General features: G+C 46.6%; 29 protein-coding genes and 1 tRNA gene. 13 read left to right on the forward strand and 17 right to left on the reverse strand.

Annotated features, from left to right (window positions below; translation table 11 throughout):
- Nucleotides 1–78 precede the first annotated feature (78 nt).
- Nucleotides 79–1,203, reverse strand: a complete 1,125-nt coding sequence (locus KME11_21465; protein ID MBW4517782.1) for a HAMP domain-containing histidine kinase — start codon at nt 1,201–1,203, stop codon at nt 79–81.
- 305 nt (nt 1,204–1,508) lie between these two features.
- On the opposite strand from KME11_21465, the gene KME11_21470 reads away from it, so the two are divergent.
- Nucleotides 1,509–2,015, forward strand: a complete 507-nt coding sequence (locus tag KME11_21470; protein ID MBW4517783.1) for a DUF3122 domain-containing protein — start codon at nt 1,509–1,511, stop codon at nt 2,013–2,015.
- 118 nt (nt 2,016–2,133) lie between these two features.
- Here the strand turns inward: KME11_21470 and KME11_21475 are convergent, their stop codons facing one another.
- The 3 genes from KME11_21475 to KME11_21485 all read right to left on the reverse strand — a co-directional run bounded on the left by KME11_21475 (nt 2,134) and on the right by KME11_21485 (nt 4,548).
- Nucleotides 2,134–3,084 (reverse strand): ferritin-like domain-containing protein, encoded by a 951-nt coding sequence (locus KME11_21475; protein ID MBW4517784.1) that lies wholly within the window; start codon nt 3,082–3,084, stop codon nt 2,134–2,136.
- 16 nt (nt 3,085–3,100) lie between these two features.
- Entirely contained in the window at nt 3,101–3,823 is a 723-nt protein-coding gene (locus KME11_21480) for a ferritin-like domain-containing protein (protein MBW4517785.1), read from the reverse strand.
- A 299-nt stretch (nt 3,824–4,122) separates the two neighbouring features.
- Complete coding sequence (locus tag KME11_21485; GenBank protein ID MBW4517786.1) at nt 4,123–4,548, reverse strand: hypothetical protein; 426 nt, start codon at nt 4,546–4,548, stop codon at nt 4,123–4,125.
- Between the two features lie 171 nt (nt 4,549–4,719).
- Here KME11_21485 and KME11_21490 point away from each other — a divergent pair, with 171 nt between their 5' ends.
- Entirely contained in the window at nt 4,720–5,121 is a 402-nt protein-coding gene (locus KME11_21490; protein MBW4517787.1) for a hypothetical protein, read from the forward strand.
- A gap of 28 nt (nt 5,122–5,149) precedes the next feature.
- Here KME11_21490 and KME11_21495 read toward each other — a convergent pair whose 3' ends face one another.
- Nucleotides 5,150–5,662 (reverse strand): DinB family protein, encoded by a 513-nt coding sequence (locus KME11_21495; protein MBW4517788.1) that lies wholly within the window; start codon nt 5,660–5,662, stop codon nt 5,150–5,152.
- Between the two features lie 63 nt (nt 5,663–5,725).
- Complete coding sequence (locus KME11_21500) at nt 5,726–8,104, reverse strand: EAL domain-containing protein (GenBank protein MBW4517789.1); 2,379 nt, start codon at nt 8,102–8,104, stop codon at nt 5,726–5,728.
- Nucleotides 8,105–8,539: 435 nt separating this feature from the next.
- Between KME11_21500 and KME11_21505 the strand changes: the two genes are divergently transcribed.
- From KME11_21505 to accD, 4 genes are all read left to right on the forward strand, one after another.
- Nucleotides 8,540–8,980 (forward strand): heavy metal-responsive transcriptional regulator, encoded by a 441-nt coding sequence (locus KME11_21505; protein ID MBW4517790.1) that lies wholly within the window; start codon nt 8,540–8,542, stop codon nt 8,978–8,980.
- Entirely contained in the window at nt 8,971–9,804 is an 834-nt protein-coding gene (locus KME11_21510) for a prepilin peptidase (protein ID MBW4517791.1), read from the forward strand. Before KME11_21505 ends, KME11_21510 begins: the two co-directional genes overlap by 10 nt.
- 92 nt (nt 9,805–9,896) lie before the next feature.
- On the forward strand, nt 9,897–10,124 hold the full coding sequence (locus KME11_21515) for a hypothetical protein (protein MBW4517792.1): 228 nt from the start codon (nt 9,897–9,899) through the stop codon (nt 10,122–10,124).
- A gap of 27 nt (nt 10,125–10,151) precedes the next feature.
- A complete protein-coding gene (accD, locus tag KME11_21520) occupies nt 10,152–11,087 on the forward strand; it encodes an acetyl-CoA carboxylase, carboxyltransferase subunit beta (GenBank protein ID MBW4517793.1) in 936 nt (311 codons plus the stop codon).
- On the opposite strand, the gene KME11_21525 is transcribed toward accD, so the two are convergent.
- Complete coding sequence (locus KME11_21525) at nt 11,024–11,830, reverse strand: pentapeptide repeat-containing protein (GenBank protein MBW4517794.1); 807 nt, start codon at nt 11,828–11,830, stop codon at nt 11,024–11,026. The genes accD and KME11_21525 overlap by 64 nt on opposite strands.
- Before the next feature lie 34 nt (nt 11,831–11,864).
- Between KME11_21525 and KME11_21530 the strand changes: the two genes are divergently transcribed.
- Nucleotides 11,865–12,758: a phosphodiester glycosidase family protein gene (locus KME11_21530; protein MBW4517795.1), complete on the forward strand. Its 894-nt coding sequence runs from the start codon at nt 11,865–11,867 to the stop codon at nt 12,756–12,758.
- Here the strand turns inward: KME11_21530 and KME11_21535 are convergent.
- The 6 genes from KME11_21535 to grxC all read right to left on the reverse strand — a co-directional run bounded on the left by KME11_21535 (nt 12,745) and on the right by grxC (nt 18,141).
- The gene (locus KME11_21535) at nt 12,745–14,049 is read right to left on the reverse strand and encodes a cytosine deaminase (GenBank protein MBW4517796.1); all 1,305 of its coding nucleotides are present in this window, start codon (nt 14,047–14,049) and stop codon (nt 12,745–12,747) included. The two genes, KME11_21530 and KME11_21535, sit on opposite strands and share 14 nt — an antisense overlap.
- A gap of 2 nt (nt 14,050–14,051) precedes the next feature.
- Nucleotides 14,052–14,879 carry an ABC transporter permease gene (locus tag KME11_21540; protein MBW4517797.1) on the reverse strand — a complete coding sequence of 276 codons (828 nt, stop codon included), beginning with the start codon at nt 14,877–14,879 and terminating at the stop codon, nt 14,052–14,054.
- A gap of 20 nt (nt 14,880–14,899) precedes the next feature.
- The gene (locus KME11_21545) at nt 14,900–15,661 is read right to left on the reverse strand and encodes an ABC transporter ATP-binding protein (GenBank protein MBW4517798.1); all 762 of its coding nucleotides are present in this window, start codon (nt 15,659–15,661) and stop codon (nt 14,900–14,902) included.
- Nucleotides 15,662–15,708: 47 nt separating this feature from the next.
- Nucleotides 15,709–16,779, reverse strand: a complete 1,071-nt coding sequence (locus tag KME11_21550; protein MBW4517799.1) for an ABC transporter substrate-binding protein — start codon at nt 16,777–16,779, stop codon at nt 15,709–15,711.
- A 43-nt stretch (nt 16,780–16,822) separates the two neighbouring features.
- On the reverse strand, nt 16,823–17,800 hold the full coding sequence (gshB, locus tag KME11_21555; GenBank protein MBW4517800.1) for a glutathione synthase: 978 nt from the start codon (nt 17,798–17,800) through the stop codon (nt 16,823–16,825).
- An 83-nt stretch (nt 17,801–17,883) separates the two neighbouring features.
- Nucleotides 17,884–18,141 carry a glutaredoxin 3 gene (grxC, locus tag KME11_21560; protein ID MBW4517801.1) on the reverse strand — a complete coding sequence of 86 codons (258 nt, stop codon included), beginning with the start codon at nt 18,139–18,141 and terminating at the stop codon, nt 17,884–17,886.
- 172 nt (nt 18,142–18,313) lie between these two features.
- Between grxC and KME11_21565 the strand changes: the two genes are divergently transcribed.
- The 3 genes from KME11_21565 to KME11_21575 all read left to right on the forward strand — a co-directional run bounded on the left by KME11_21565 (nt 18,314) and on the right by KME11_21575 (nt 19,884).
- Complete coding sequence (locus KME11_21565) at nt 18,314–18,766, forward strand: pre-peptidase C-terminal domain-containing protein (GenBank protein ID MBW4517802.1); 453 nt, start codon at nt 18,314–18,316, stop codon at nt 18,764–18,766.
- A 121-nt stretch (nt 18,767–18,887) separates the two neighbouring features.
- A tRNA-Phe gene (locus tag KME11_21570) sits at nt 18,888–18,960 on the forward strand.
- Nucleotides 18,961–19,746: 786 nt separating this feature from the next.
- On the forward strand, nt 19,747–19,884 hold the full coding sequence (locus tag KME11_21575) for a hypothetical protein (GenBank protein MBW4517803.1): 138 nt from the start codon (nt 19,747–19,749) through the stop codon (nt 19,882–19,884).
- 169 nt (nt 19,885–20,053) lie between these two features.
- Here the strand turns inward: KME11_21575 and KME11_21580 are convergent, their stop codons facing one another.
- Complete coding sequence (locus KME11_21580; GenBank protein ID MBW4517804.1) at nt 20,054–20,365, reverse strand: hypothetical protein; 312 nt, start codon at nt 20,363–20,365, stop codon at nt 20,054–20,056.
- On the opposite strand from KME11_21580, the gene KME11_21585 reads away from it, so the two are divergent.
- Nucleotides 20,355–20,564 (forward strand): hypothetical protein, encoded by a 210-nt coding sequence (locus KME11_21585; protein MBW4517805.1) that lies wholly within the window; start codon nt 20,355–20,357, stop codon nt 20,562–20,564. The two genes, KME11_21580 and KME11_21585, sit on opposite strands and share 11 nt — an antisense overlap.
- Before the next feature lie 136 nt (nt 20,565–20,700).
- Here KME11_21585 and KME11_21590 read toward each other — a convergent pair whose 3' ends face one another.
- Nucleotides 20,701–21,123, reverse strand: coding sequence for a hypothetical protein (locus tag KME11_21590; protein ID MBW4517806.1), 423 nt, complete (start codon nt 21,121–21,123; stop codon nt 20,701–20,703).
- Nucleotides 21,124–21,182: 59 nt separating this feature from the next.
- A complete protein-coding gene (locus KME11_21595; GenBank protein MBW4517807.1) occupies nt 21,183–21,455 on the reverse strand; it encodes a hypothetical protein in 273 nt (90 codons plus the stop codon).
- A 167-nt stretch (nt 21,456–21,622) separates the two neighbouring features.
- Here KME11_21595 and KME11_21600 point away from each other — a divergent pair, with 167 nt between their 5' ends.
- Both KME11_21600 and KME11_21605 read left to right on the forward strand, forming a co-directional pair.
- Complete coding sequence (locus tag KME11_21600; protein ID MBW4517808.1) at nt 21,623–21,829, forward strand: hypothetical protein; 207 nt, start codon at nt 21,623–21,625, stop codon at nt 21,827–21,829.
- 111 nt (nt 21,830–21,940) lie between these two features.
- Nucleotides 21,941–23,914: a putative DNA binding domain-containing protein gene (locus KME11_21605; GenBank protein MBW4517809.1), complete on the forward strand. Its 1,974-nt coding sequence runs from the start codon at nt 21,941–21,943 to the stop codon at nt 23,912–23,914.
- A 184-nt stretch (nt 23,915–24,098) separates the two neighbouring features.
- Here the strand turns inward: KME11_21605 and KME11_21610 are convergent.
- On the reverse strand, nt 24,099–24,189 hold a 91-nt coding region (locus KME11_21610), incomplete at its 5' end, for a transposase (protein ID MBW4517810.1).

A 24,189-nucleotide genomic window follows, 5' to 3' on the forward strand; every position in this document is an offset into this window, starting at 1 on the left:
TCCAAAAGAACATAGAGCTAGAAATAGGCTGAAAACTGAGGCTGTTTTAGCAAGCTGATTAGTTAGTAAGCTGATTGGTTAGTAAGCTGATGACTTTGGCAAGCTAATCGAGAACTGTGCGCCGCCCTGGGACAGGTTTTCCGCCCAAAGGCTGCCCTGATGATCAAGAATAATTTTCTGAGCGATCGCTAACCCTAGCCCCGTCCCCCCCGGACGACGAGAGTAAAATGGCTTAAATACCTGCTCAATGTCAGCTTCAGGTAATCCACAGCCTTGATCAGCAATTGTAATCAACACCTCTTGCTGAAATATTTGCCATTGACAAGTGATCACACCGCCTAAAGGACTAAACTGCACAGCATTATGCAAAAGATTGTGGAACACCTGCTGAACTTGCCAGCGATCGATCGAAAGATGCACTGTTGATTTAGGAAAGCAAATTTTAACCTGTTTTTCTCGGAGCCAAGGTTGTAAACCAGCAGCAGCATCCCGCAAAATTTCTAGCACATCACAAGAAACAACCCGCAATTGCGACTGTTGTCCACAGGCGAACAAATTAGAAACGCTTTCAGTTAACTGAGCCGTGGTTTCTCGAATTAATGCTACCTGCTGCTTTTGTCCATCTGCCGACAGTCCCAGATAAAGGTTCTCTGCATAAAGACTAATCAAGGCTAAGGGATTTCGGAGTTGATGCTCTGCGCATTGTAAAATCTGCTCTAAAAGTTGATTTTCTGCTTGTTGCCGCAGATGCGCTTGGTGCATTGTTAAAAAATGCTCTAAAAGCTGTACTTGACCCTCTACCAGCATTTGCTGAGACGAAGAAAGACGAGCTTGAGTCCAAAGTAGCAAAAAGTCACCCTGTTGACCAAAGCGACAAACCGATGCGATCGCGTTACTCGAGAAATTCTCTAAAACAGTCAATACTTGCAAGGGTAAAGTTGCAAATTGAGTTAAAAATTCGTCTGAATCGATGAGTAATTTTTGATACTTGCTGTACCAAAGTAATTCACTCGACTGTTCGTGTAAAGATGTAACTTGCCGTGTTTTCGCTGGCTGCGTTCCCGATTGATGCCAGTGGACAATTTGCGCCTGTAAAACAGGAATTTGGAGCGCTAACTGCTGCAACTGAAGTTGACAGATATGGGAAATGTTTGGAAGCTGACGGGTTAAAGGAGGATGAAGCAAAGGAGCTGATAAATACATTCTTAAACCTACTCTAGCCAGGCGCTTTCATCATTCCCACCTTCTCTAAGGTGTTTTCAACTAAGTAGACATTTTTAGTATTTCTTAATATTGATTTCTCTTCCCCATAGCGATCTTAATGCATAAGAGAATAGATTATCCTAGACTTAGGATCAGGTTTGCACTACATTAACTTTGGGATGAGTCAAGTGGCGATCGCTTCATCGCTTCAATAAGACAATGCTCCTAATTATCAATGCGACGCTAAAACCTGGTGTCATTGGACGACATTAGGCAGTCGTTGCGAAACTCCAACAGTACAGACCATGAAGTATTTGAAATCTCTGCTATTGGCAATTCTCATCGTTTTTCTAACCCTTGCTAATGGCATGACTTGTTCACCTGCCGCCGCTGAAATTCGCCAATTCCACGAATCTCCTGGAAAATTGCTTTACAAATCTCAGTGGGCTCTAAAAGATCAAACTGGCAAATCTTGGCAGGCGATCGCCTTTCAGGTACGTTCAGCCAATTCCTTAAAACCCGGCTTTGCAGTTCGGCTCCGTCTGGTAGGGTTTCCTAACTCAGTGACCCTCAGCCCTCTCCAACCGCTCCGGCTCGACGATCGCCAACAGTTTCTCACTGCCTCCAACATATCTGTCAACCTTCCCCCCGGAGCGATCGGAGAGTTTGATATTCAGCCTATCCTTTCCCAACTCAATCCTAAAACGCCCCTATATCTGACCCTGACCACAAAAGACGCATCGACTATTGATCTAAAAGTGCCACCTTTCCTGGTTGAAGAGTGGCAAGGTTTACCTAATCGGTTGCAATAGAGATCTGAGTGTAATTACGATTTGCTCTTATCCCTAGTTCTGATTTCACATCTATAAAAAGTCGCCCTTGTCTTTAAGGGCGACCTTTGAGGCAAATAACCTTCCTAAATTTAATGATTTACCACAAGGCTCGTACGGGTGCCGAAGAGCCACTGCCTGAAGGCGTAGGCTGCGGAGATGGGCTAGGACGAGGTGTTGTAGGCTGAGGTACTGTCGTCGGCTGAGGTACTGTCGGTTGCTGGGCAACATTCAAAATTGGACTAACGAGTGCCAGCACTTCATCTGCGGTTGCGTAACCATCAAATGCATCAGAACTAAAGGGAATCGGAGAGCCGCCTCGGTTCTCGTTATAGATCACTTCGGTACTGCTGGCATTTGTTGAAATCCAAGGATTTACATCTTCTCCTAGCAAGGATTGTCGTAGAAACCTAACGCCAGCGGCATGTCGAGCTTCTACACTGTGAATAGCTAGGGCTGCTGCCAAAACAGTTTTACCGGCTTCACCTGCTGCCAAAAGGTTTTGCACTTGCCCCTTGTAAGCTGCAACTCCTAAATCCTCAACGTACTGCCCTGCTAAAAGAAAGTCTGCGGGATTAGCAAAAGGATCACGTCCTAAAATTGCCGTGTAGTTGGGGTTAGCCGGAATGGTGACAGCATTTGGATCGCCTCCTAAAGAAGGCAGGACTGCTGAAAGTTGCTCAACATGGTCAGCTTCATCTTGCCCATAAGACACGATCGCATCTTTAGCCACCTGAGGAGCGCCTGCCAAGCCACCGTTTTGAGCCGCAGCCACACCTCGACGATAAAAGTCGGCTTCTAATTTCTCTAATGTCAATGCATATTCTGTGACTTGCCGAGGTGTCAAAACTGTGCCCTGAGCATACGCCGCAGAGGTTGGAATGAAACATACTACCAACAGCAATGGCAGAATAAAGACCATTGCTTTAGCCAGAGGTCGAACCTGACTCACAAACCGACCCGATTGAGCAAATAAAACTGCGAGGAAATGATAGGGCAATAATAGACGATGAGTCGCCCGTGGAATGATAGGGGTCAAATGGGTTTTCATTGGATTCTTCCTCTTATTATGCAACGAGCGCACCGTTGATTGGGTTGTTGATCAGGTTTAGTGAGGCAACGATCGCCACAATTTGTTTAGGGGTGTATAGCTCGTCGTAAGCTTTTCCTGTAAATGGATTAAGCTCAGCGACTAAGTCTGCGTCCTGCACTAAGCGATCGCTGTCTGGCTCAGTGACAGGTCTCCCAAGTAGCGATCTAACGCCAGCCGCATGACGCGCCTCGACTGAAACAATCGACCCTGCGGCTAGAAGGTAAGTTGGGTTGGTGAGACTAGGGCCTGCACCGTTATAAGCATGAACGCCCACATCTTCTAAAGCAACCGCTGTATTAAGAATCTGGTCGCGATCGCTAAGAATAGCCTCTAACCCCTCTGAGTTGAAGCTAATATCTTCAGTAGCAAACAAGGTTTGGTCACCCAAAACACTGCGTAAAAACGTCACATGAGCCGCTTCTTGAGCGCCTAAAACTCTCATGTACTCTGCCTCTCTGGTATCTGTAACCTTGCCAGAATCCGCTACTGCTGCATAAAAAGCAGCTTCAAGTTCCTCCAGCAAGAGAGCAAAGTTAAGAATGCCAACGTCATCGGCATTGAAAGTGAGGGTGCGACTACGCCTAGATTGGGCAGTTGCCATCTTGGGGAGGGTTGCAAGCATTAAACCACCAAAACCACAAACTCCCCACTTGATGAGATTGCGGCGCGAGGCAGATAATGCCTTTTGGCTCTTCATGTTAATATCTCCTGAAAATAATCAGTGTTCATACGCTTGCTGATCAAGTACGTCTATCAGGCTCTATTGGATTAGTAATGCAATTGAACTGTAACCGCTAGATGTATTTAAGGCTTTGAACCTTTTGAGTCATCCCAAATTGGTAAGAGCATGGCATAGAAACCCATAGAGTTATCTGTTAGACTATTTCACCTGCCTACCACAGTCTCTCTACAGGAAGAGAGATATTTAGGCAAACAAAAAACCATGCCTTAATTAAAAGCACAGTTTCTTGCAAAGTCGAGTTCCATCAAACTCTTTTAGCGCTGAAAAGCTGTCGCTAGCTTGTTGCGAACTTGGGCGATCGCCCCTTGCACAAAATTTCCGACCGAAGCTTTCGGCTCTACCGCCAGCGTAATTGGCTCATCCTTAAACTCTTTCACTCGATAGCCATATTCCAACTGATGTTGATTCTTTTTCAAGATTGGAAACAGGCGAAAAGCACCTTGACACAGTTCTTCCTGATTTGCATAAATCGCCTGATTAATTTGACTAGAGCGCTTTACCGCAAGTGAACCTACAGGAAACCAAGGCTTTTTATCTTTGACGCGAATGTAAACCTCAAAGTCAGGCACCCCATCTGCCTTCATTTTGTCGTACTCTTTACCCGCCTCAGCGCGCACCTTTGCTCGCTTAGAAACTTTAGGTGCAGACTGGGCTTTACTAAATCCCTTACTGTTGGTCATGGGTATTGCTCTTGAAACTCTGTCATATAAGTTTATACGATTCTAAGAATTAATAAGTCCAAAAAACGATGAGGATTTAGAAACCCGCACGCCGTCAACTGCTTGCCCAGTTTTCCGTTTCAACCGAGAATAAGAAAATATTAAAAATATCGAAAAAGGTAAGGTAAGTCTGTGGGACAATACGAACGCTTGATTTTAATGGCAGAGGATGAACTAACTCAATACAGCACTGACGCTCGCAAAATAGAGAAACTTAGGCAAAAAATTGGTTTGTCTGTTAGTGCTGTCGAGCAAAAGCAGGTCAAAGAATCTTTGCTCGCTGGCTTACCCAATAGTGGTCTTAGCAAACTGGTTGAAACCCAACGCCAGACCATTGCCCTTCCCTTCTGGGGCATCGCTGGGCTAGGCTTGCTCTTAGGAATTTCCTTCTCCCAACCCCTCGACTTTATTGCCACTATTGTAGGCACAGCTGCTGCCTACAACCTACAAAAGTGGGGCTGGAACCTCCAAGCCAAAAGGCTTGTGCTACAAACCTTAGAAGACATTGAAGAACGTGTCCGCCAGCCCAACTAAAGAGCGATCGCCCACCCTAATCCATCTCTCAATCTCCATCTCTTACATTTAGAGTAGGCATCCAAGGCAAGTCAGTGACACCCAGGTCGTAGCCCAGTTGGCTTAGAAGTGTGGTGAGTTGTCCACGGTGGTGAGTTTGGTGGTTAAACAAATGAATCACAAGCAACCCATGAGGGAGTACTCGCTCTACCCCATCGGAAGCTGATTTATATCTCAAGGTTTGGTTCAACCAATCATTTGTGAGTTGCTTTGACCATTCTAAAATCTGTTGATCTGTTATTTCTCGCTGTTGCCGAAGTTCGTTAAAATCAGAGTAAAGTTCCTGTCTGAGTTGGGCAACGTAAGGCTGACTCATAAAGCGTCCCATCCAAATGCGATCGCCCACTAGCAGATGATTCAACGTTCCACTAATCGACTTAAAAAAAGCACCTCGATCTTCCCGGCGCTGTTCATCTGACATCTCGGCACAAACGGCATAAAGCTTTAGGTTCATCCAATGGTTGTACTGTGCCATTGTTTCAGCAGAAGTGCGATCGTACATTTTTTAATCGTACATTTCTATCAGTGAACCAATACACTCGCGCCTAACTATTTACAATGCTAATTACTCTACCAAATAGGGAGGTTGGCTGAACAGTAGCTCTGCGGTTTCTGAATCAACCGGGCAGGAGAATAGATAGCCTTGTCCAAATTCGCAGCCCAAGGCTTTTAGGCAAACGAGTTGTTCAGAAGTTTCAACTCCTTCGGCAGTCACATCTATCCCTAAGCCATGCGCCAAGGCAATAATAGTTTGGACAATCTTGTCTTGACCACTACCCAAGCCGTCTACAAAAGAGCGATCGACCTTTAAATTATTAATGGGGAAACGGTAGAGATAGCTTAAGGATGAGTAGCCCGTCCCAAAATCGTCAAGGCTGAGCCGAACTCCCAACTCTTGCAGTTGCGCTAATTGATCCGTGACACAGGTCGCTGTTTCCATCAAAACACTTTCAGTAATCTCGAGCTTAATAGATGAGGTTGATATTTGAGTGGCTTGAAGAATCTGGCTAATTTGTGAAGTAAAGTCGGGTTGAAGTAATTGCCGACCAGAAACATTGATGCTCATAATCAGGTCTTGGGCTTGTCCTGGTTTTTCTTGCCAGCGTCGCAGTTGGTTGCAAGCTTCATGCAGTACCCATCGACCGATCGGGACGATTAAACCTGTTTCTTCTGCTACTGGAATAAACTCAGTTGGAGAGATAAAACCTCGTTCAGGATGAACCCAACGAATAAGTGCCTCAAACCCAACAATGACTCCTGTTGATAAGGAAATAATGGGCTGGTAATGAAGTTGTAGAGGCGAGGTATTGTTTAGAAATAAATCTTCAACAACATGGCGGAGATCCATTTCTGTATGCAGCCGCGATAAGGCATGGGTATGCATTTCTTTATCAAAAATTTCATAATTTGCTCGCCCTTGAGACTTAGCCCGATACATGGCGGTGTCTGCGTCGCGGAGCAATTCTTCAGGTTGAGTATACCCGTTTGACGAGTGAGCAATGCCGATGCTAACAGAAGTAAAGACCTCATGTTCGTTGAGCTTGAGCGGAAAAGAAAGGACAGCCCGAATGCGATCGGCAATTAGTTGCGCCTGAGAGACTTCCTCAATGGTTTCCAGCAGAACAGCAAACTCATCTCCGCCAAGACGGGCAAAGGTATCTTTGGTGCGAATGCATCGCTTCACAAGTCGCACAATCTCGATGAGCAATTGATCACCAATGTTGTGCCCTAAACTATCATTGACAAGTTTGAAGTGATCGACATCTAAAAACAAAACGGCGAAGTCACAAGACTCAGCAGGTGGCTCCTTAAGAAGCCAGCAGGCGCGGACAACTTGAATCCGTTGCTCCAATTGCTCCATAAAAAAGACGCGATTAGGTAGCCCAGTTAGGGCATCATGAAGAGCTTGCTGCTTGAGGGTTTCAGCAGCATGGTGGCGTTCTACCGCAATACTAGAAAGGTAAGTGGCAGTCTCTAAAATTTGCAAATGGTGGGGAGTGGGTTCGCAGGGCACTGAGTGGGACAAGGAAAAAGTGCCTAGTAAGTCTCCCTTTCGAGAAAAGAACGGAGAAGACCAGCAGGCACGTACGTTGTAGCATTCAGCAAGATCTTGAAAGTTTTTCCAAAGCGGATCTTGAGCAGTATCGTTGACAAAAACAGAGACTCGACGATGAGCAGCTGTGCCACAGGAAGCCATGCCCTCGGCGACAGGCAATTCGGGAGGGATTGGGTTATCGGTTTCTGAACTGCTAGGGGCAGCGCTAAAGCGGAGCACATTCAGTGTGTTGTCAAAGAGCCGAATTGAACAAACGCTAGCTGGAGACTTGCTTTCTAGGAGTAGGCACAAGGTATTAAAAGTCTCCAGTAGATTAGCACCGAAGGCAATTTTCTCTAGGACTTGAGTTTGGGTGTGGATCAATTCTTCCGATCGCTTCCGTTCAATGGCGATCGCCAAGACATGAGTAACTGTCTCCAAAAAGTCAATTTCGTCATCAGAGAAAATACGATACGTGTCCGAATAAAGTTCTAAGAACCCCAAAGGAAGAGTAGCTCCAGGAATGGGCAAATTTACGCCACTCACCTTGGCTTGAAACCTGGCATGGGGATGTAAAGTCAGTAGACCTTCTATACCCAGTTTGGCAGCTTGATGACTAACAAAGGTAGGCTGATGGGCTTGAAGTAAATATTTAATCTGAGCATGGAGATAGGCACTTACTTCTGAACAGTCTAGAGACGTATGATTCCAACCAACGCTGCTATCACGGTGTAGGGTGTTGCCGTCTGACAGAACTTGCCAAATGCTGCCGTACTCTATCTGAAGATGGTCTGTAACCAGGACAAGGGCAGCATGGCAGAGGGCGGAGAGGCTAATACCCGAAAGCGCTTGCTGGTAAAGATTGATAATTGAAGTAGAAGGATGGAGAGAGTGGAGCGATCGCGTCAAAACCTCTGCCCAGGCTTGCCCTAAAACTGGATTGTTTGAAGTAAGTTGAAGCGTTGAAGTCCCATGGAGGTAGCTAGACGGAAGAAAGCTGGCGCTTGATGGCGATTCTGGCTGAAGTTCGATATCTTCAGGGTTAGAGCCGGTGTCAGCATCTGAGCCTTTTTGTCCACTGATCGTTTCCAAGTATTCCACAGTGCAGAGTGCCTTAGCGAATGTCTAGAGTCTTTGATATGAACTAATTGCCGCTTAGGGTGGGTAATGGGCAGGATGGCTGAAGGTAAAGTATTACGCGGAACTAAGGATTAGAAACCTGTTGGACGGGTGAGCTTATATAAAGAATGCTATATTGCGAGTTTTTAAACCCAAAACCGTGTAAACACTGTAAGGAATTATTTGCTGAGGATTGTACGCAACGTCTGGAGGCTGTTTGAGGAGATGTCTGAAGATTGCAGAGAAACTTTGTTAAAAATTGGCGAGGCAGCTTTAAAGAGCGGCTTGTCGGTTAAAACCATTCGATACTATGACGAAATCGGTCTGTTAAACCCGATGGTTGAGCGTTCTAAGAGCGGCTATCGATTGTTTAAATCTCAATTGCTACAAAGACTGGCATTTATTCGCCGTGCCCAAGCTTTAGGATTGCACCTTAGCGAGGTGCAGCAGATCTTAACCGTTCATGATCAAGGAGAGTTGCCTTGTGGCGAGGTGAAGCAGCACTTAGAGGCAAAGTTGATAGAAGTCCGGCAGCAAATTGAGGCTTTAGAGACACTTGAGGTTGAGCTTAAGGGTATTCTATCGGCTTGGCAGGATCAACCCCATAGGGATCTGCTGGAGCAAACGATTTGTCCAAATCTTCAAGGGGTTACTGCATGGAAGTAGTGGTTTCGGGATTGGTGACGCTGCTAATTTTTGTATTTGGGGCGGCGATCGGCAGTTTTCTCAATGTCGTAATTTATCGGATTCCAGCAGGGCGATCGCTGCTGCACCCGCCGTCTCAGTGTCCTCAGTGTTCACATCAATTGCAGCCTTATGACAACGTGCCTGTATTGGGGTGGCTTTGGCTGAAAGGGCGTTGTCGATATTGCCAGACTTCGATTTCAATGCGCTATCCATTAGTAGAGTCGGCGACAGGATGCCTGTTTCTGTTGACATTTTGGGCAGCGTCTGAAGACTCAGCCGATTTTTTGTTGCCTGCTGTTGGCAAGTGGATCTTTTTTAGCTGGTTGTTGGCACTGGCGTTGATTGACTGGGACACTATGACCCTGCCAAATTCTCTGACTCAGTCTGGGTTAGTAGTGGGACTCGGGTTTCAAATGATTGTAGGTTGGGCAACTGCGGGTTGGGGCGGGGCGGCGAGTCATCTTTTAGGGGGCGTGTTGGGAGCCGTGGTAGGAATCTGGGTGTTTGATTTAATTACAATTTTGGGATCGATCGCCTTTGGACAAACGGCAATGGGCGGTGGCGATGCGAAGCTGGCGGCAATGATGGGAGCTTGGTTAGGTTGGAAGTTGCTCTTGCTAGCAGGGTTTTTGGCTTGTGCAATCGGGGCATTTGTGGGCGGTGGGGCGATCGCCATGGGGCTGCTGAGCCGTCGTCAACCGATGCCTTTTGGTCCTCTTTTAGCCCTGGCTGCAGTATTAGTAGCATTTTTTGGAGAAGCAATGCTGTCTACTTATGTGCATTTATTTTTTCCAACCATTTAGATCGGGAACTTTAGAGGCAAGGCTTTAGACTTTATAGAGGGGATTATCGTCTTCCACTTCTGATAAGATCTCTACCTCTGATAAAATCATTGATGAACGTTGTAACTTGGATCACCGTCAGAACCACTGACTATCGCTGGGAAGCCGAACTGATGCAGCAAATCCTCACTGCCCAAGGGATTCCTAATCGGGTGATTGCCCAAGGAAGCACAGCATATCCTGGCTGTGGGGTATCTGCTGCCTTACAGGTTCCTCTTCACGAACAATGGACGGCACTGCTGTTACTGAGTCCTGTTGAAGAGGGAGATACAAGTGTGTAATATCTGCCTCCATAACCCCCTTAAAAAATGTCTTTATTTGACTGGTTTGCCAACCGCAAGAAATCTGAACCCATGAACCAAGCTTCGCAAGAGCGCGAGATTGCGGATGGGTTGTGGAGCAAATGTCCAGAGTGCGCGGTGCTGACCTACACCAAAGATTTACGGACAAATCAGATGGTTTGTTTAGAGTGCGGCTACCATACCCGAGTGTTTAGTGATGAACGCATTCAACAGTTGATTGATGCGGGCACTTGGCAGCCCATGGATGAAGATATCCGCCCTGTCGATCCACTGAAGTTTCGAGATCGGAAGGCTTATGGCGATCGCCTGCGTGAAACCCAAGAAAAAACGGGGCTAACAGATGCCGTAAAAACAGGACTGGGACAACTAGAAGGTCTGCCCGTGGGCTTGGGGGTGATGGACTTTCGGTTTATGGGCGGCAGTATGGGTTCTGTGGTGGGTGAGAAGTTAACCCGCATGATTGAGCGATCGACGCGGGAACGGGTGCCTGTCATCATTGTTTGTGCATCAGGGGGGGCACGAATGCAGGAAGGAATGCTGAGCCTCATGCAAATGGCTAAAATTTCGGCAGCCTTGGAGCGGCATCGGGAAGAGCGTTTGCTGTATGTACCAGTCTTAACTCACCCGACGACAGGCGGTGTAACGGCAAGTTTTGCCATGCTGGGCGATGTGATTGTGGCGGAACCAAAGGCAACGATCGCTTTTGCAGGGCGGCGAGTCGTAGAACAAACGCTGCGGGAGAAATTACCTGATGATTTTCAAACCTCTGAGTATCTTCTCAGTCATGGGTTTGTTGATGTCATTGTGCCACGGACTCAGTTGAAGAAAACGCTGGCTCAACTCGTGCTTTTGCATCAGCCCCAAACTCATCCGCCTGCTCACTTACCCAAATTTATGCCGATCGCGTTGGAAAAGTCGGTGGTGGGCGATAGTCTGGCATGATCGAAGTTAGCGTAGGTCACAGTGGCTCCCCTAAAAGAAGTGCCTCCGATTTGCTTAAACTGCTGAACCAGCGAAAGCAGGGCTGTAATGCTGAACTGAATGTAGAGCATAGACAGGAAGCTCCAAAGTAGCCCCCACGGGTTTTGGGTAGTGAGATGGTTGATAGCAACCGCAGCAATGAGGAAGGCTAATCCGTAACGGGTAACTGCTCGTGCCGTGGTTAGGGCGATCGCGATCGGCTGACAATTCCAAAGGCTTGCTCCGGCTGCAATCAGACCAGAGGCGATCGCTCCAGCAATGGCAAATTTTGGGTTGTTTTGAGTCCAACTGCCCCAGTAGAAAAATCCGAGTAACGCACTAGAAGCCGCAGCGGACATCATCCGAAAGAGCACGCTTAGCGATTTAAATTTATGCACAGTGCCCATTCCAGCAATTCCTAGAACGCCGTACAGGACTAAAACATAAGTCCAAGCTGCGTCTTCTGGAGTTGCACCCAAGGACGCAAAAATAAGCCGACTGAGGACATCGAACAAGAGGAGAGCAACTATAATCACGACGATGATAAAGGGTAAGACTTGCTTAAGGGTTTGCCCCGTTTTAACATTGTGAAAGTTGGCACCCACCAATTGAGCCTGGCTAAAGTCACAGCCTCGCAGGTCTGAGCCGCTGAAATTAACGCCGATGAGATTTTGTCCTTTAAAAGAGCGATTGCAGAGGTTTTTATGGGAAAAGTGATGGGACATGAAAGAAAAAGATAAGGAACGAAAAATCTGGTAAATGAATCGAAATTTAGCATGGCGGTCAGTCTTGACGATCCTTTTGGGGTTACCGTTAATATTTTATGGTATCCCTCATGGGTGGCGACCAGTTGGCAGAGAGTCGCGATCGCTGTTTCAGGGAATCGAGTATCGGCGGGAGGTGCGATCGCATCCTCGTTCATTAGTAATTCATCAGGTGGCAATCGATTTGATGGCTCCGGGAATTGGGGTATTCGTGACACCCGGAAATGCAACACAAGATAATACGGAAACTAATGCTAGAACAACTTCAGAATTTTTGAGAGCGTTCAGGTTGCAACTGGCGATTAACGCTAACTTCTTTTGGTATTTTCGGGAGAAGACACCTTGGGATTATTTTCCGAAGAGCGGCGATCGCGTCAATACCGTTGGACAGTCAATTTCTAACGGCATTACCTATTCCGCGGCTGAACCCACTTGGTCTGCACTATGCTTTTCAATCGATCATCATGCTCGAATTGAGAAAAGTGGAGATTGCCCGATCGGAACGCAGCAAGCTGTGGCTGGAAGTACAATGTTGGTAAACCAGAGTAAACCTTTAAAGGCACAGGAAAATACCGCAGATAGTGATGGACTTTATTCACGAACTGTCGCAGCCGTCGATCAGCGGGGAGAAAAACTATGGATTATTGCTGTAGATGATAAGCAGCCCCTTTATAGCGAAGGCGTAACGCTCGCTGAGATGACCGCTTTGGTCATGGAACTAGGAGCCTATGCAGCAATTAATTTAGATGGCGGTGGCTCAACGACATTAGTAACTGAGACAAGCTCAGGGATAAAGATTCTGAACTCACCTATTCATACTAAAATTCCCCTTCGTGAACGTCCCGTTGCTAACCATTTAGGGTTTTATGCGAAGCCTAAAGAGAACTAACGAGATCATCTAACTCTGCATATTCTGGCAGTTGCGCATCAATAGGCTGTCCTCTGCGCAAAACCACCCGATCGTGCTGCGATCGCGCCAGTAATTCGCTGTAATGACGTGCTTTGAACAAAACTAAATCTGCTGGCAAACCCACTCCAATCCGTCCAATGGATAATCCCATCAAGTCGGCAGGAGTTGTCGTCACAGTGCGACACCAATCACTGTAAGGCGCGTCTAAATGGGCAATCCGTACCGCCTGGGTAAACACTTCGTGCATATCATGATCTCCAAAACCGTAGAACGGATCACGGCAATTGTCGCTAGCAACCGCCACCGGGATGCCTTGCTGCTTGAGTTCATGCAGCAAGGTAACGCCGCGCCATCGAGGAGTACGGGGAGAAGGCTGGCGATCTTGGAGATAAAGATTGCACATGGGCAGGCTGACAACGCCGATATTAGCTTGTTTGACGAGGGCGATCGTCTTCATCGCTTCTGCCGGAGATTGTACTGCCAAGCTGCAACAGTGCCCACACACAATTTGCCCAGTGAATTGATGCCTTAAAGCGGCTTCTGCAACTAGTCTAAGGGTAATGTCATTAGGATTGTTACTTTCGTCGGTGTGAAAATCGAGATTGAGATGACGCTCTTTGGCTAATTCAAAAACGCGATCGAGTTGCGTATTAACTTCGTCGTTCATCCACAGAACGCCCCCTAAGATACCTTTCACTTCAGCCATTTGATCGGCAAGTTTTTCACCTTCAGGCGTTAAGAAATAATCTAGAGAAACCAGAGAAACGGCTTGGAGCGTCAATCGATCGCCCCATTCTTGTCGGAGTTTCTTAAAGACTGCCAAACTAATCTCAGCTTGTCCATCTGCCGAATCAATATGCGTACGTATTGCTTGGGTTCCATGGGCATAGCTGCACTTTAAGCCAAACTCCATTCGTCGGTAAACATCCTCAAATTTCCAGTTTTTCTTACAATCACTTTGAACAGTTTGTAGCGCGTTCTCGAACGTTCCATTTAAGTTAGGCGATCGCTCCCAAATATGTCCTTTATCGAGATGGGTATGCATATCTACAAAGCAACTCCAAACTTGTCCTCGCTTCAGATCAATAGAAGGAATTTCTGGAGGATGAACTGTTCCGGCAGGGATAAGTTGGGCGATCGCACCATTTTTAATTTCCAGATCAACAAAAGCAAATTCTCTATTCCACAAATCATTAATAGCCAGTAACGCTACAGGTACATGAGCGTTAATCAACCAATAATGATTTAGTCCTTTTAACTCATTCTTCATCGTTAGTTTTCCTGCTTTACAGTACTTTCATGCCAATTTCGCAACAAGGTATCCGAGAGTAGCGTTAGCCCTGCAAAAATGGCAACCCCCAAAACGGTTGTCATTAGCAGTGCCGCGAACATTCGAGGAATTTGCAGGTTAAAGCTAGAAATGAGAATTTGATAGGCAATTCCTGATCGAGTTCCTCCGGTTCCGGCAATAAACTCGGCAACAACTGCCCCAATTAAAGCCAGCCCACCACTAATACGTAACCCTCCCAAGAAGTAGGGCAAAGCACTGGGCAAACGAAGATAGACCAGGGTTTGCCAGCGGGAAGACCGATACAGTTGAAACAGGTTCAGCAGATTATGATCGGCACTGTTTAAGCCTAAAATAGTGTTTGACAAAATGGGGAAGAACGCGACGAGCCAAGCGCAAATGACCAGCGAAACGAACGTAGAGCTTTCGCCAGGAACAACTTGACGAACCCAGATGATGATCAGAGGGGCGATCGCCACAATCGGTGTCGTTTGCAGAATCACTGCATAGGGGAAGAAACTACGCTCTATCCATTTGTTTTGAGCAAACAAAATTGCAACTAACAACCCTGAAATAACGGCTGCAATAAAGGCAACAACAGTAATTTGCAAGGTAATTAGCAAGGAGGGGAACAGTTCATCCCAGTCTTTAACTAACGTTTGCAAAACCAAAATAGGACCAGGAAGTAGGTAGGGGGGAATACCGCTGATGCGAACGCCTGCTTCCCAAGCACCTAACATCATGATGCCAACCAGGACGGGCGCTAGCACATGAGGAGAAATAACTTGACGACTTGAATCGGGTCTGGGCATTGCAGCTTTAAAGCGGCTGTTCATAAGGGAGTGACAGAGGGAGCAGGGGCATTAGCAAGAGCGTGGGAAATTCTTTGACAGTAGCTGTTATAAAGGCTGGAGCTACGGAAGTCTTCGGTACGAGGATAGGGGGCGGCGATCGCCACATCTGCGACAACTCGACCTGGACGCGATGCCATGACAATGACCCGATTGGAGAGATAAACGGCTTCGTAAATGTTATGGGTGACAAATACCACCGTCCATTGTTTTTGCAACCATAAGTTTAATACATCGCTGTTCAACTTACTGCGGGTCATTTCGTCTAAAGCCCCGAACGGCTCATCCAGTAGTAAAATCTCAGGTTGAGTGACCAACGCTCTCGCAATAGAGACACGCATCTTCATGCCGCCAGATAGTTGGCGGGAATATGCTTTCTCAAACCCTTGAAGATCGACCAGGGCGATCGCTTCCGCCACAGCTAAGTCAGCCGTCCGTTTAGCAATACCTGCCAGCTTAAGGGGCAACCGGACATTCTCTTGCACAGTTGCCCAGGGCATTAATGCAGCTTCTTGAAATACAAATGCGAGTTTGGGTTGTTTAAGGTTCCATTCAATCGTGCCTGCGCTCATTTTACCCAGCCCAGCCATGATTCGCAGTACCGTACTTTTGCCACAGCCGGAAGCACCCACTAGAGTGACAAACTCTCCCGCACCAATATCTAGACTAAAATCAGTGAGGGCGATCGTCCCGTTAGCGTAGATTTTGCTGATGTGGCTGAGCGTGATAGTAGAGTTGGGCATGATGCTAGGTCAGGAACCGAGACGAAGGAAAGTTTAGATAGGAGGGGTTAGCTCTTGTATGAATTTGTTCCTTTATTGATAAATTTTAGAGTATAAGCTTTTCTATAATCAGTATCTTTTTCAAACAAACCTTCTGCTGCCATCGTATCAAAAAACGATTTCCAGCGTTCCTCTGTCATTGCGCCAATCCCCTTTGTCTCTGCATCTCCAGAGTTTACAACGCCGTACTCTTTCATCTTCGCAATACCGTAGGCAAGTTGTTCATCATTCATTTCTGGGTTTGCTTTCTTAATGAGTTCGTTGGCAGGTTTTGGATCACCTTCTAAATAGCTATACCAACCTTTAATGGATGCATCTACAAACCGTTGAACCAAGTCGGGGTTCGTCTCGACCAATTCGCGCTTTGCCTCAATCGTTGTAGAATAGGGGGTGTAGCCACTATCTGCTAACAGAAAAACGATCGGCTTGAAGCCTCCTGCTTTTTCGATCGCCAAGGGTTCCGAACTGAGATAGCCCTGTTGAGCAGAAGTTTTGTCTGTTAAAAAGGGAGCAGGATTGAAGTTGTAGGGGCGCTTCTGATCATCTGTAAATCCATACTTGGCTTTGAGGAAAGGCCAGTAAGTCACATTTGCCGCTGAGGAAATTAAGATAGGTTTGCCCTTGAGATCGGCTAGGGTTTTAGCACCCGACTCAGGATGAGCAATAATCACCTGCGGATCTTTCTGAAAAATGGATGCGACCGTCACTTTTGGGATGCCTTCTTCGATCGCTTGAATTGCGTCCGAGGCATAACCCATAAAGAAATCAACTGCCCCACCCATTAAAAGCTGCGTTCCGTTGACCTGCGGTCCGCCCATTTTTATCGTGACATCTAACCCATATTCTTGATAAATCCCTGTGGCAACTGCCTGGTAAAAGCCACCATGTTCAGCTTGGGCATACCAGTTAGTACCGTAGCTAATCTTCGTTAATTGCTCTGTTGTGACGGCAGGAGCAGTAGGAGCCTGAGATTGGCTTGTACAAGCTGTAATGAAACCGCTTCCAACCGTCAGCGCCCCGTACTGAATAAATTTACGGCGCGTGATGCCGTCCTGCGAATCATGCCATGAATCTGTCATAAGCTTTACTCCTCCCGCGAACCCAATGCTATGAAGCCAACACTCATTCTTTCATCAAACCAACGCTCTTTTGCGTAACCCACTCCATCACCTGTTCGCCCAAGCGGACATTGTTAAACTGATCAATCTCTCGAATGCCTGTTGGGCTGGTCACATTCACTTCCGTGAGATAACCTCCAATGATGTCAATTCCCACAAAAATTAGACCATCTCGGCGCAAACTCGGCGCAAGCTGAGCGCTAATTTGGCGATCGCGCTCTGTAATTTCTACTTTTACCGCCTGCCCACCGACTGCCATATTGCCCCGAAACTCACTGCCTGTGGGCACTCGGTTCACAGCCCCAATCGGTTCACCGTTTAGCAAAATCACGCGCTTATCGCCGTCTTTTGCTGCTGGCAGATAAGCTTGCACCATAATCGGCGTTTTGCCCTGCGTACTGATTTCAATCAGCGAGTTAAAATTGCGATCGCCCGCCTCGATTAACAAAATACCCTCGCCTGCCTTACCGCCCAACGGCTTAATCACTGCCGTTCCTAGCCGCTCTACAAACTTCCGAATTACCTGCTTATCCTGACTGACAATAGTTTCTGGAATGGCTTCTGCAAATTGCAGTGCATACATTTTTTCATTGGCAACCCGCAGCCCATTGGGTGAATTAATCATCAAAGTTTTGGCTGGATCAACGTAATCTAAAATATAGGTTGCATAGAGATAGGAAATCGTCACAGGTGGATCAGTGCGCATGAAAACTGCATCCATTTCTTCCAGCAGCAACATCTGGCGATCGCCCAATTGATACCAGGGCTGAGCCGCTACCCATCGCCCTTCGACCAACGACACAGGCTCTAACTGTACGGCCTGAGCGATCGCCCAAGCCTTTCCGCCCGCCACGCTTAGCAAAGGTGCCTCAGTCACCCATACTTCGTGTCCCATTACCTGGGCTGCTTCCATTAAAGCGACGCTTGTATCGTGCCCTGGATCGAGCCTCTGAATCGGATCAATAATAAAAGCAATTTTCACTCAACTTCTCCCAATCTCCACGGACAAACGATCCACCCAGTCATCTCGCTCCCTCAATACAAATGCCACTACACACTTAAGTCTTAGGTCAACAACGGATCGAGTTCCCCGCGTGCATCTAGATCATGAATATCGTCACAGCCGCCAATGTGCTGATCATTGATAAAAATCTGAGGCACAGAGCGCTGCCCGTGCGATCGCTCTGCCATCTTTGTCCGGGCTGCATTGTCACCATCAATAGAATACTCTGTAAACTCAACGCCTTTCTCGCGCAACAATTGCTTAGCTCGAATACAAAAGGGGCAAGTTCTCCAAGTGTAAATTTCAACGTTAGAAGACATAGTCGTTCACAGTTCTAGAAATATTTCTTCATCTTAATGCAACATGGTTTTGTCAATACTCTACCTTTATATTCATTCTCTCAAAAATAACTGGAAGATTTTAGTAACTATAGGTAGCATAGGGGGCATAAGTTGGTGAATTCTTTTGTTTCTGGTGGAGTCTCGGTTTTCTATGAGCAAGTCTCTATTTTCCCTTTTCCGTCTTCCATTTTTAGTTCCAGTCGCAGCCCTCGCTATTGGTGTCAGCGCCTTATCTGCCAAGGCAGAGACGCTTGTCTATAATCCAATTCCGATGCCCGCCAGCAACGAGGTGACAGACACGCTTTCAGAAAAGGATATCCCCACTGGGGTCGGTGGTTTTTCTCGAGATTACGTCGTTAACTTTAAAGAGGGCGATCAAATTGTTCTAGACTTGACTTCTGATCAGTTTGATGCGCTAGTTACCCTCATTGGGCCCGATGGAGCAACTGTGGGCGAAAATGACGACGGCCCTGATGGAACGACGAATTCATTGCTCTTTACTCGCATTACCCGCCCAGGAAACTACATTGTTCGGGTTGCTCCTTATGCAGGACAAGGTTTGGGTGGTTTTACGCTAAAGGTAACTCGCCTCAGACCGATTTAATTTAGGAAGCAGACTGCATTCAGAGGTTTAAGGTCATTCTCAATTCTTTAACCATTCATCCGTAGCACTTGCCAATGTTTCCTAAAGTCTGCTACCTTTATTAAGCGCTGAAAAGTGCTTTGCCGGGATAGCTCAGTTGGTAGAGCAGAGGACTGAAAATCCTCGTGTCCGGAGTTCAAGTCTCCGTCCTGGCATAGGTTTCAGAGGTTGGTGAATAGGGCAGCACTAAAAATGCCCTAATTCACACCCATTTATCCGAAGCCGAACAACGAAAAGCTGAATACTCTACTCCTACTCAGGCTGAATCCTCCTACTCAGGCTGGTTTTTCATTACTCAGTCACCTTGAGTAATGCTTAAAATCTTTGCTCGTAAGGGTTACTCAGGCTACTCAAGATACTCAAGCAGGTTTTACGCTACACATTTCTACTACACTCCTCCCCCGCAATGGCTATATGAGGAGGGGAAGTATCCATTCATCTTTTCAATTACTAGAAACCTATCTTGAGTATCTTGAGTAGTCTGAGTAACTGGCTCTAGCAAAGGTTTTCAGCGTTACTCAGGCTGAAAACTTGAATTTTATCATCTGGCTCTGGAATAGCTGCATTGTAAGGACTTCAGCGTTACTCAGGTTGAAATGAGTATGTTTTGAATAGCCTGAGTAGTGGGAACCTCTCTGGGTTGATAGCAATGATTTAGTAGGACGATCGCGCACTCGTTAGTAAGGCAGTACTAGCGCCCACTTTGTTAGCTCCGACTAAATGGTAGAGGGCGATCGCTGGTGCGGGCATCAGGCTACTTACAAGAACTCGGTATCAATCCGCTACATCTTCAGAACCAAGTTAAGAATATGTCCCAATGTGTGAGAAGTGGCAAGGTGGTAGCCTTTGACTGCGGCATTCCTTCCAGTTCTTATCGACTGAGTAGGACGGTTCAGGCTGTTACCTAAAAAAGGAAAGAATAATGGCGACTTGTCACAACTGTGGAGCGTCTGTCCAGTCAGGGCAAGGATATCGACGTGACGTTTACACAGGAAGCAGTGTTGGAACGAGAAGTAGTCGGTCTTACAGTGGGATTCGGACGCTGTGTGCTCGATGTACAGCCAGACATGACAGAATAAACCAGTGTTTTCGTCTAATCGGCTTGGCTTGTTTGGTGGGAATTGGTGCTTGGTGGTTTAATCTCCCTCCCTCCAAACGCAGTCCCTCTGTTACTGTCTCCTCTCCGTCAATAAAAGCATCTCCTTCAAATTTGAGTTCTGATAGGGATAGGTCTTCTTCAGTGTCAGTTTATTCAGACAGTGATTCTCTCCAACCATCAGAGCGAAAAAAAAGTAAGGTGGTAGCAGAACTGGATACGTCTTCGTCAACTCCAATCAATTCCCCTCCGCCAAGAACTGAAAAAGAAGACTCTGAGCCTAGTCCTAGTGTCTCAGCACTCAGCACTGTTCCATCCTCAGAACAATCATCCGAGAGGAGAAAGGTGGAAGGACTGGGGCTAATTCCAGCTAGCTCACCGATCGTAGAAATCCCATCGCCACTAGAACAAGTTAAGACGGTATTCCAGCAAAAATGGAACTCTCCAGTAGAAATGAATTCCACAATTCGATACCGCCTTGTGGTCAGCCCTGATGGTGTGCTGAAAGAGATTGAGCCAATTGGTGCTGCTTCTGAATATCTAAACCAAGAGATACTATCTCTGATTGGGCAGCCTATTACTTCCCCTAGTGCAGATGGAAAATCATCTAAAATTCGTGTTGTTATCACACGAGATGGTCAAGTAAAAACGTCATGGGACTAAGCAAATCTCGTAATGTTACTGTAGCCAGAACTGGTAAAGAAAAGCTCCACTTGTCGTGCAACAAGTGGGGTAAAGCTGTCTACCTGCGGCTGCTACGGTTGACCTCAATGAACAAAGTGCTGGCGATTTCCTTGATTTATTCAGAGTGGTTAGCGATCGCCTCATCATCCATTCCTAGGTCTTTTTTAGCAACGTACTTTGCCCCTGCGATGGCGCGGCTGTAGCGGGCGGCAACTGTTCTAAGCATGGCTTCATAAGCCTGTTCTGGCTCAATGGTTGGCTGTGGTGAATTCTGGGCTGGCAACGTTGATAACTCGACAGAATCTAACAAGATAATGTTGTGTGAAACTTTGCCGTTCCTCTCTCCAGCAGGCACAAGCTGAACTCGCACACCTTTTTTTAACAAGCTCAATTCTTCTGAACCAGGGTCAAACGACTTCCAGATTTTTTCATCATCAGGCGTTTTGAATAGGACGCTGCGGTATGGTCCATACTCCCCTGCTTTTTCAGCGGTGACAAACTCAACAACTGCGATGATTGGCGCGACTACTTTAGACACTGGGTTCTCTCCTGATCAATAGATAGAAAGTGATGGGGGCAGAGATGCCCCCATGAGATTTAGAACGGAGCTTCAGGAACCCAGGATTCAAAAATTTCCCAGTCATACCCAAATTGAGAGCGGATGGCGCGGCACACATCGGCGTAACCATCAGAATCAGCCATTACATCAGCTTGTAACTCCTCACCACTGCCACGATTGATCATTGTGGCTAAGGCTCGGACTTTGGCAGCTTGGATGAGCTTGGGGCGTTGTAGTTGTGCAATCATGAGAGATACCTCGTTGTAGGTTGGGCACTGGTTGACTTGGCGGTTAGCAGTGCCCTTTGACATTTCAGGATTTCCGAGAACGTGTCCGGTTGTCCCTATGCCTCTTATTATACCCTCTTATCCCTGTTAACAACGGAAACAAGCGAATATTCTTGTAAATATTTTTTAAGGGTTATCCTTGTTAACAGCGGTAACGTAGATATAATGCTGCTGAGTAGCGAGGTAGAAATATGGCAAATTCCAACCCAGTCCAGAGTGAAGGGTTCAAAGCACAGCAGATTCCCAAGTATGGCGAAACAGCTTTGTCTAAGCGAGTGGTGGGTATCCGATTTCCAGTGAATGTTGATGAAGTTTTGCAGGCGATGACCTCAGAGGAGCGTCAGCGGCTGATCCGTGATGCGGTGGAATGTCGGCTAAAGGATGCTGGGCAGATCTAAGGCACTACTGGCACTGGCTGAAACGAGGCAAAGTAGAGGCATCCACTTATCGCACTTGCCTTAGAGTAGTTCTATCAGCAATAGGATGATGAATCGAACCATTAGGGAACTATGCAGACTCAGGATATTCTCAACGCGATCGATATCGGAGAAAGTTCAGACTGGGAGTTTAAGTCTGCCAAAGGTGGTGTGCCTAGTAGCCTTTGGGAAACCTATAGTGCGATGGCAAACACGGATGGTGGAACCATCATTCTAGGGGTGACTCAAAAAAACGGTGTACCTCAGATTGATGGAATAAACAACCCTAGCAGAATTCATAAAGATCTATGGGATAACCTCAATAATCGAGGGAAAGTCAGCATAAACCTGTTAGTTGAAAATGACGTGCAAGTTGCTGAAGTTGCTGGGCAAAATGTTATATTTCTTCGGGTTCCCCGTGCAGATAGGCGGCAAAGACCCGTTTTTGTAGGGCAAAATCCTTTAACTGGTACGTATCAACGCAATTATGAAGGGGATTATCGTTGCACTCAAGACAAAGTAGGACGGATGTTGGCAGACCAATCTGAAGAGCCTGCTGATAGTCGCATCTTGAAAAAGTTTGGACTAGAAGATCTTGATGAAACTAGCTTTAAGCAGTATCGGCAACGGTTTGCCTCTCGTACACCAGATCACCCCTGGCTTAGTGAAGATAATCAGGGCTTTTTAGCTAAGCTGGGTGGATGGCGACGCGACCGCATTACTAACCAAGAGGGGTTAACCGTTGCGGGACTCCTGATGTTTGGAAAAATGGAAACGATTCAAGAACCGGGAGCCGTTCCAGAGTTTCATCTTGATTATCGGGAAAAACCTGCTGAAGCTTTAAAGGTTCGATGGATAGATCGCCTTGTTCTTGATGGAACATGGGCGGGCAATATCTTTCAGTTTTATCAGCGAGTGATTCAGAAACTGTCGGCTGATTTGAAAATGCCATTTCAGATGGGGCATGATTTATTTCGTAGAGATGACACTATTGTTCACGAGGCAATTCGGGAAGCTCTAGTAAATGCTCTAATTCATGCGGATTACCGAGGACAAGGAGGAGTTGTCATTGATAAGTATCCCGACCGTTTTGAATTTTCTAATCCGGGCAGTCTACTACTATCGCTTTTTCAATTACTTCACGGTGGTATCAGTGAATGTCGTAATAAGTCGCTACAACTTATGTTTCAGATGATTGGAGGGGGCGAAAAGGCGGGTTCTGGCATTGATAAAATTCGGCAGGGGTGGGAGTCTCAGCATTGGCGAGCGCCTAGTATCCAAGAACAAGTACAACCTGATCGTGTTCGTCTTGTGTTGCCGATGGTCAGTATGCTGCCAGAAAAATCACTCAATGCCTTGAAGAAGCAATTTGGCTCATCATTCGATGAATTAAACTCAGAGGAAGTTCAGGCACTCGTAACTGCACAACTTGAAGGAGAGGTGACAAATCGACGAATGCAGGAAATTTGTAATCGCCATCCCTCAGACCTTACTAAAATCTTGCAGGGTCTAGTCCGTCGTGTTTTTCTGTCATCCATAGGGCAAGGTAGGGGAACTCGTTACACCCTACCTGGTAGAGATGGCTACGTTCAGCTTGCGATGGGGGCTTCTAACGGTACAACTCCTCTAACCCAGAACTCCTCACAATCACAAAGTTTGGCGTGGGACTCCTCACAAAGTAGAGACTCCTCACAAAGTTTGGCGTGGGACTCCTCACAAAGTGGCGACTCCTCACAAAGTGGCGACTCCTCACAAAGTGGCGACTCCTCACAAAGTCTGGAGACTTTGCCTCATGAAGTGCTTAAAAAGCTTGAATCTATTGCTTCGCCAGTACGATTATCAGAATGGATACCTAGGACAAAAACACAGGACGTTATTCTAGAATTGTGCGATCAGCATTTTCTGACAGCTGCTCATCTTGCAGAGTTGATGAACCGTAATCCTAGCAGCCTCCGTAACCGTTTTCTGACACCAATGGTACGAGAAGAATTATTAGAGCTTCGTTACCCAGATAGACCAAATCGACCTGATCAAGCTTATAGAACAGTTGCTCAAGATTTAGGTTGAGCTTAGAAAGAATTTAGTAATTAATTAATGGCGATCGTCTAGAACATCACCCCTTACAAAACATCAAGGTAATTTTTAGACCCACTCCCTATCTTGCGTTCTGACTCATCAACAATTTTCATCCCGAATGGCTCCAACTTCCCAGCGGTAAGAGGATGTTTGAAAAGTTATGGCAAGTCAGATTTTACGCCAATCGCCTCACCATAATCCGGATCATCGCCAGATAGATCAGAGTCTCTGAGGTCTGCGGAAGGTGTTCATAATCTTTGTTCAAA

It is taken from the genome of Timaviella obliquedivisa GSE-PSE-MK23-08B (assembly GCA_019358855.1).
GTDB classification, from domain to species: Bacteria; Cyanobacteriota; Cyanobacteriia; order Elainellales; family Elainellaceae; genus Timaviella; species Timaviella obliquedivisa.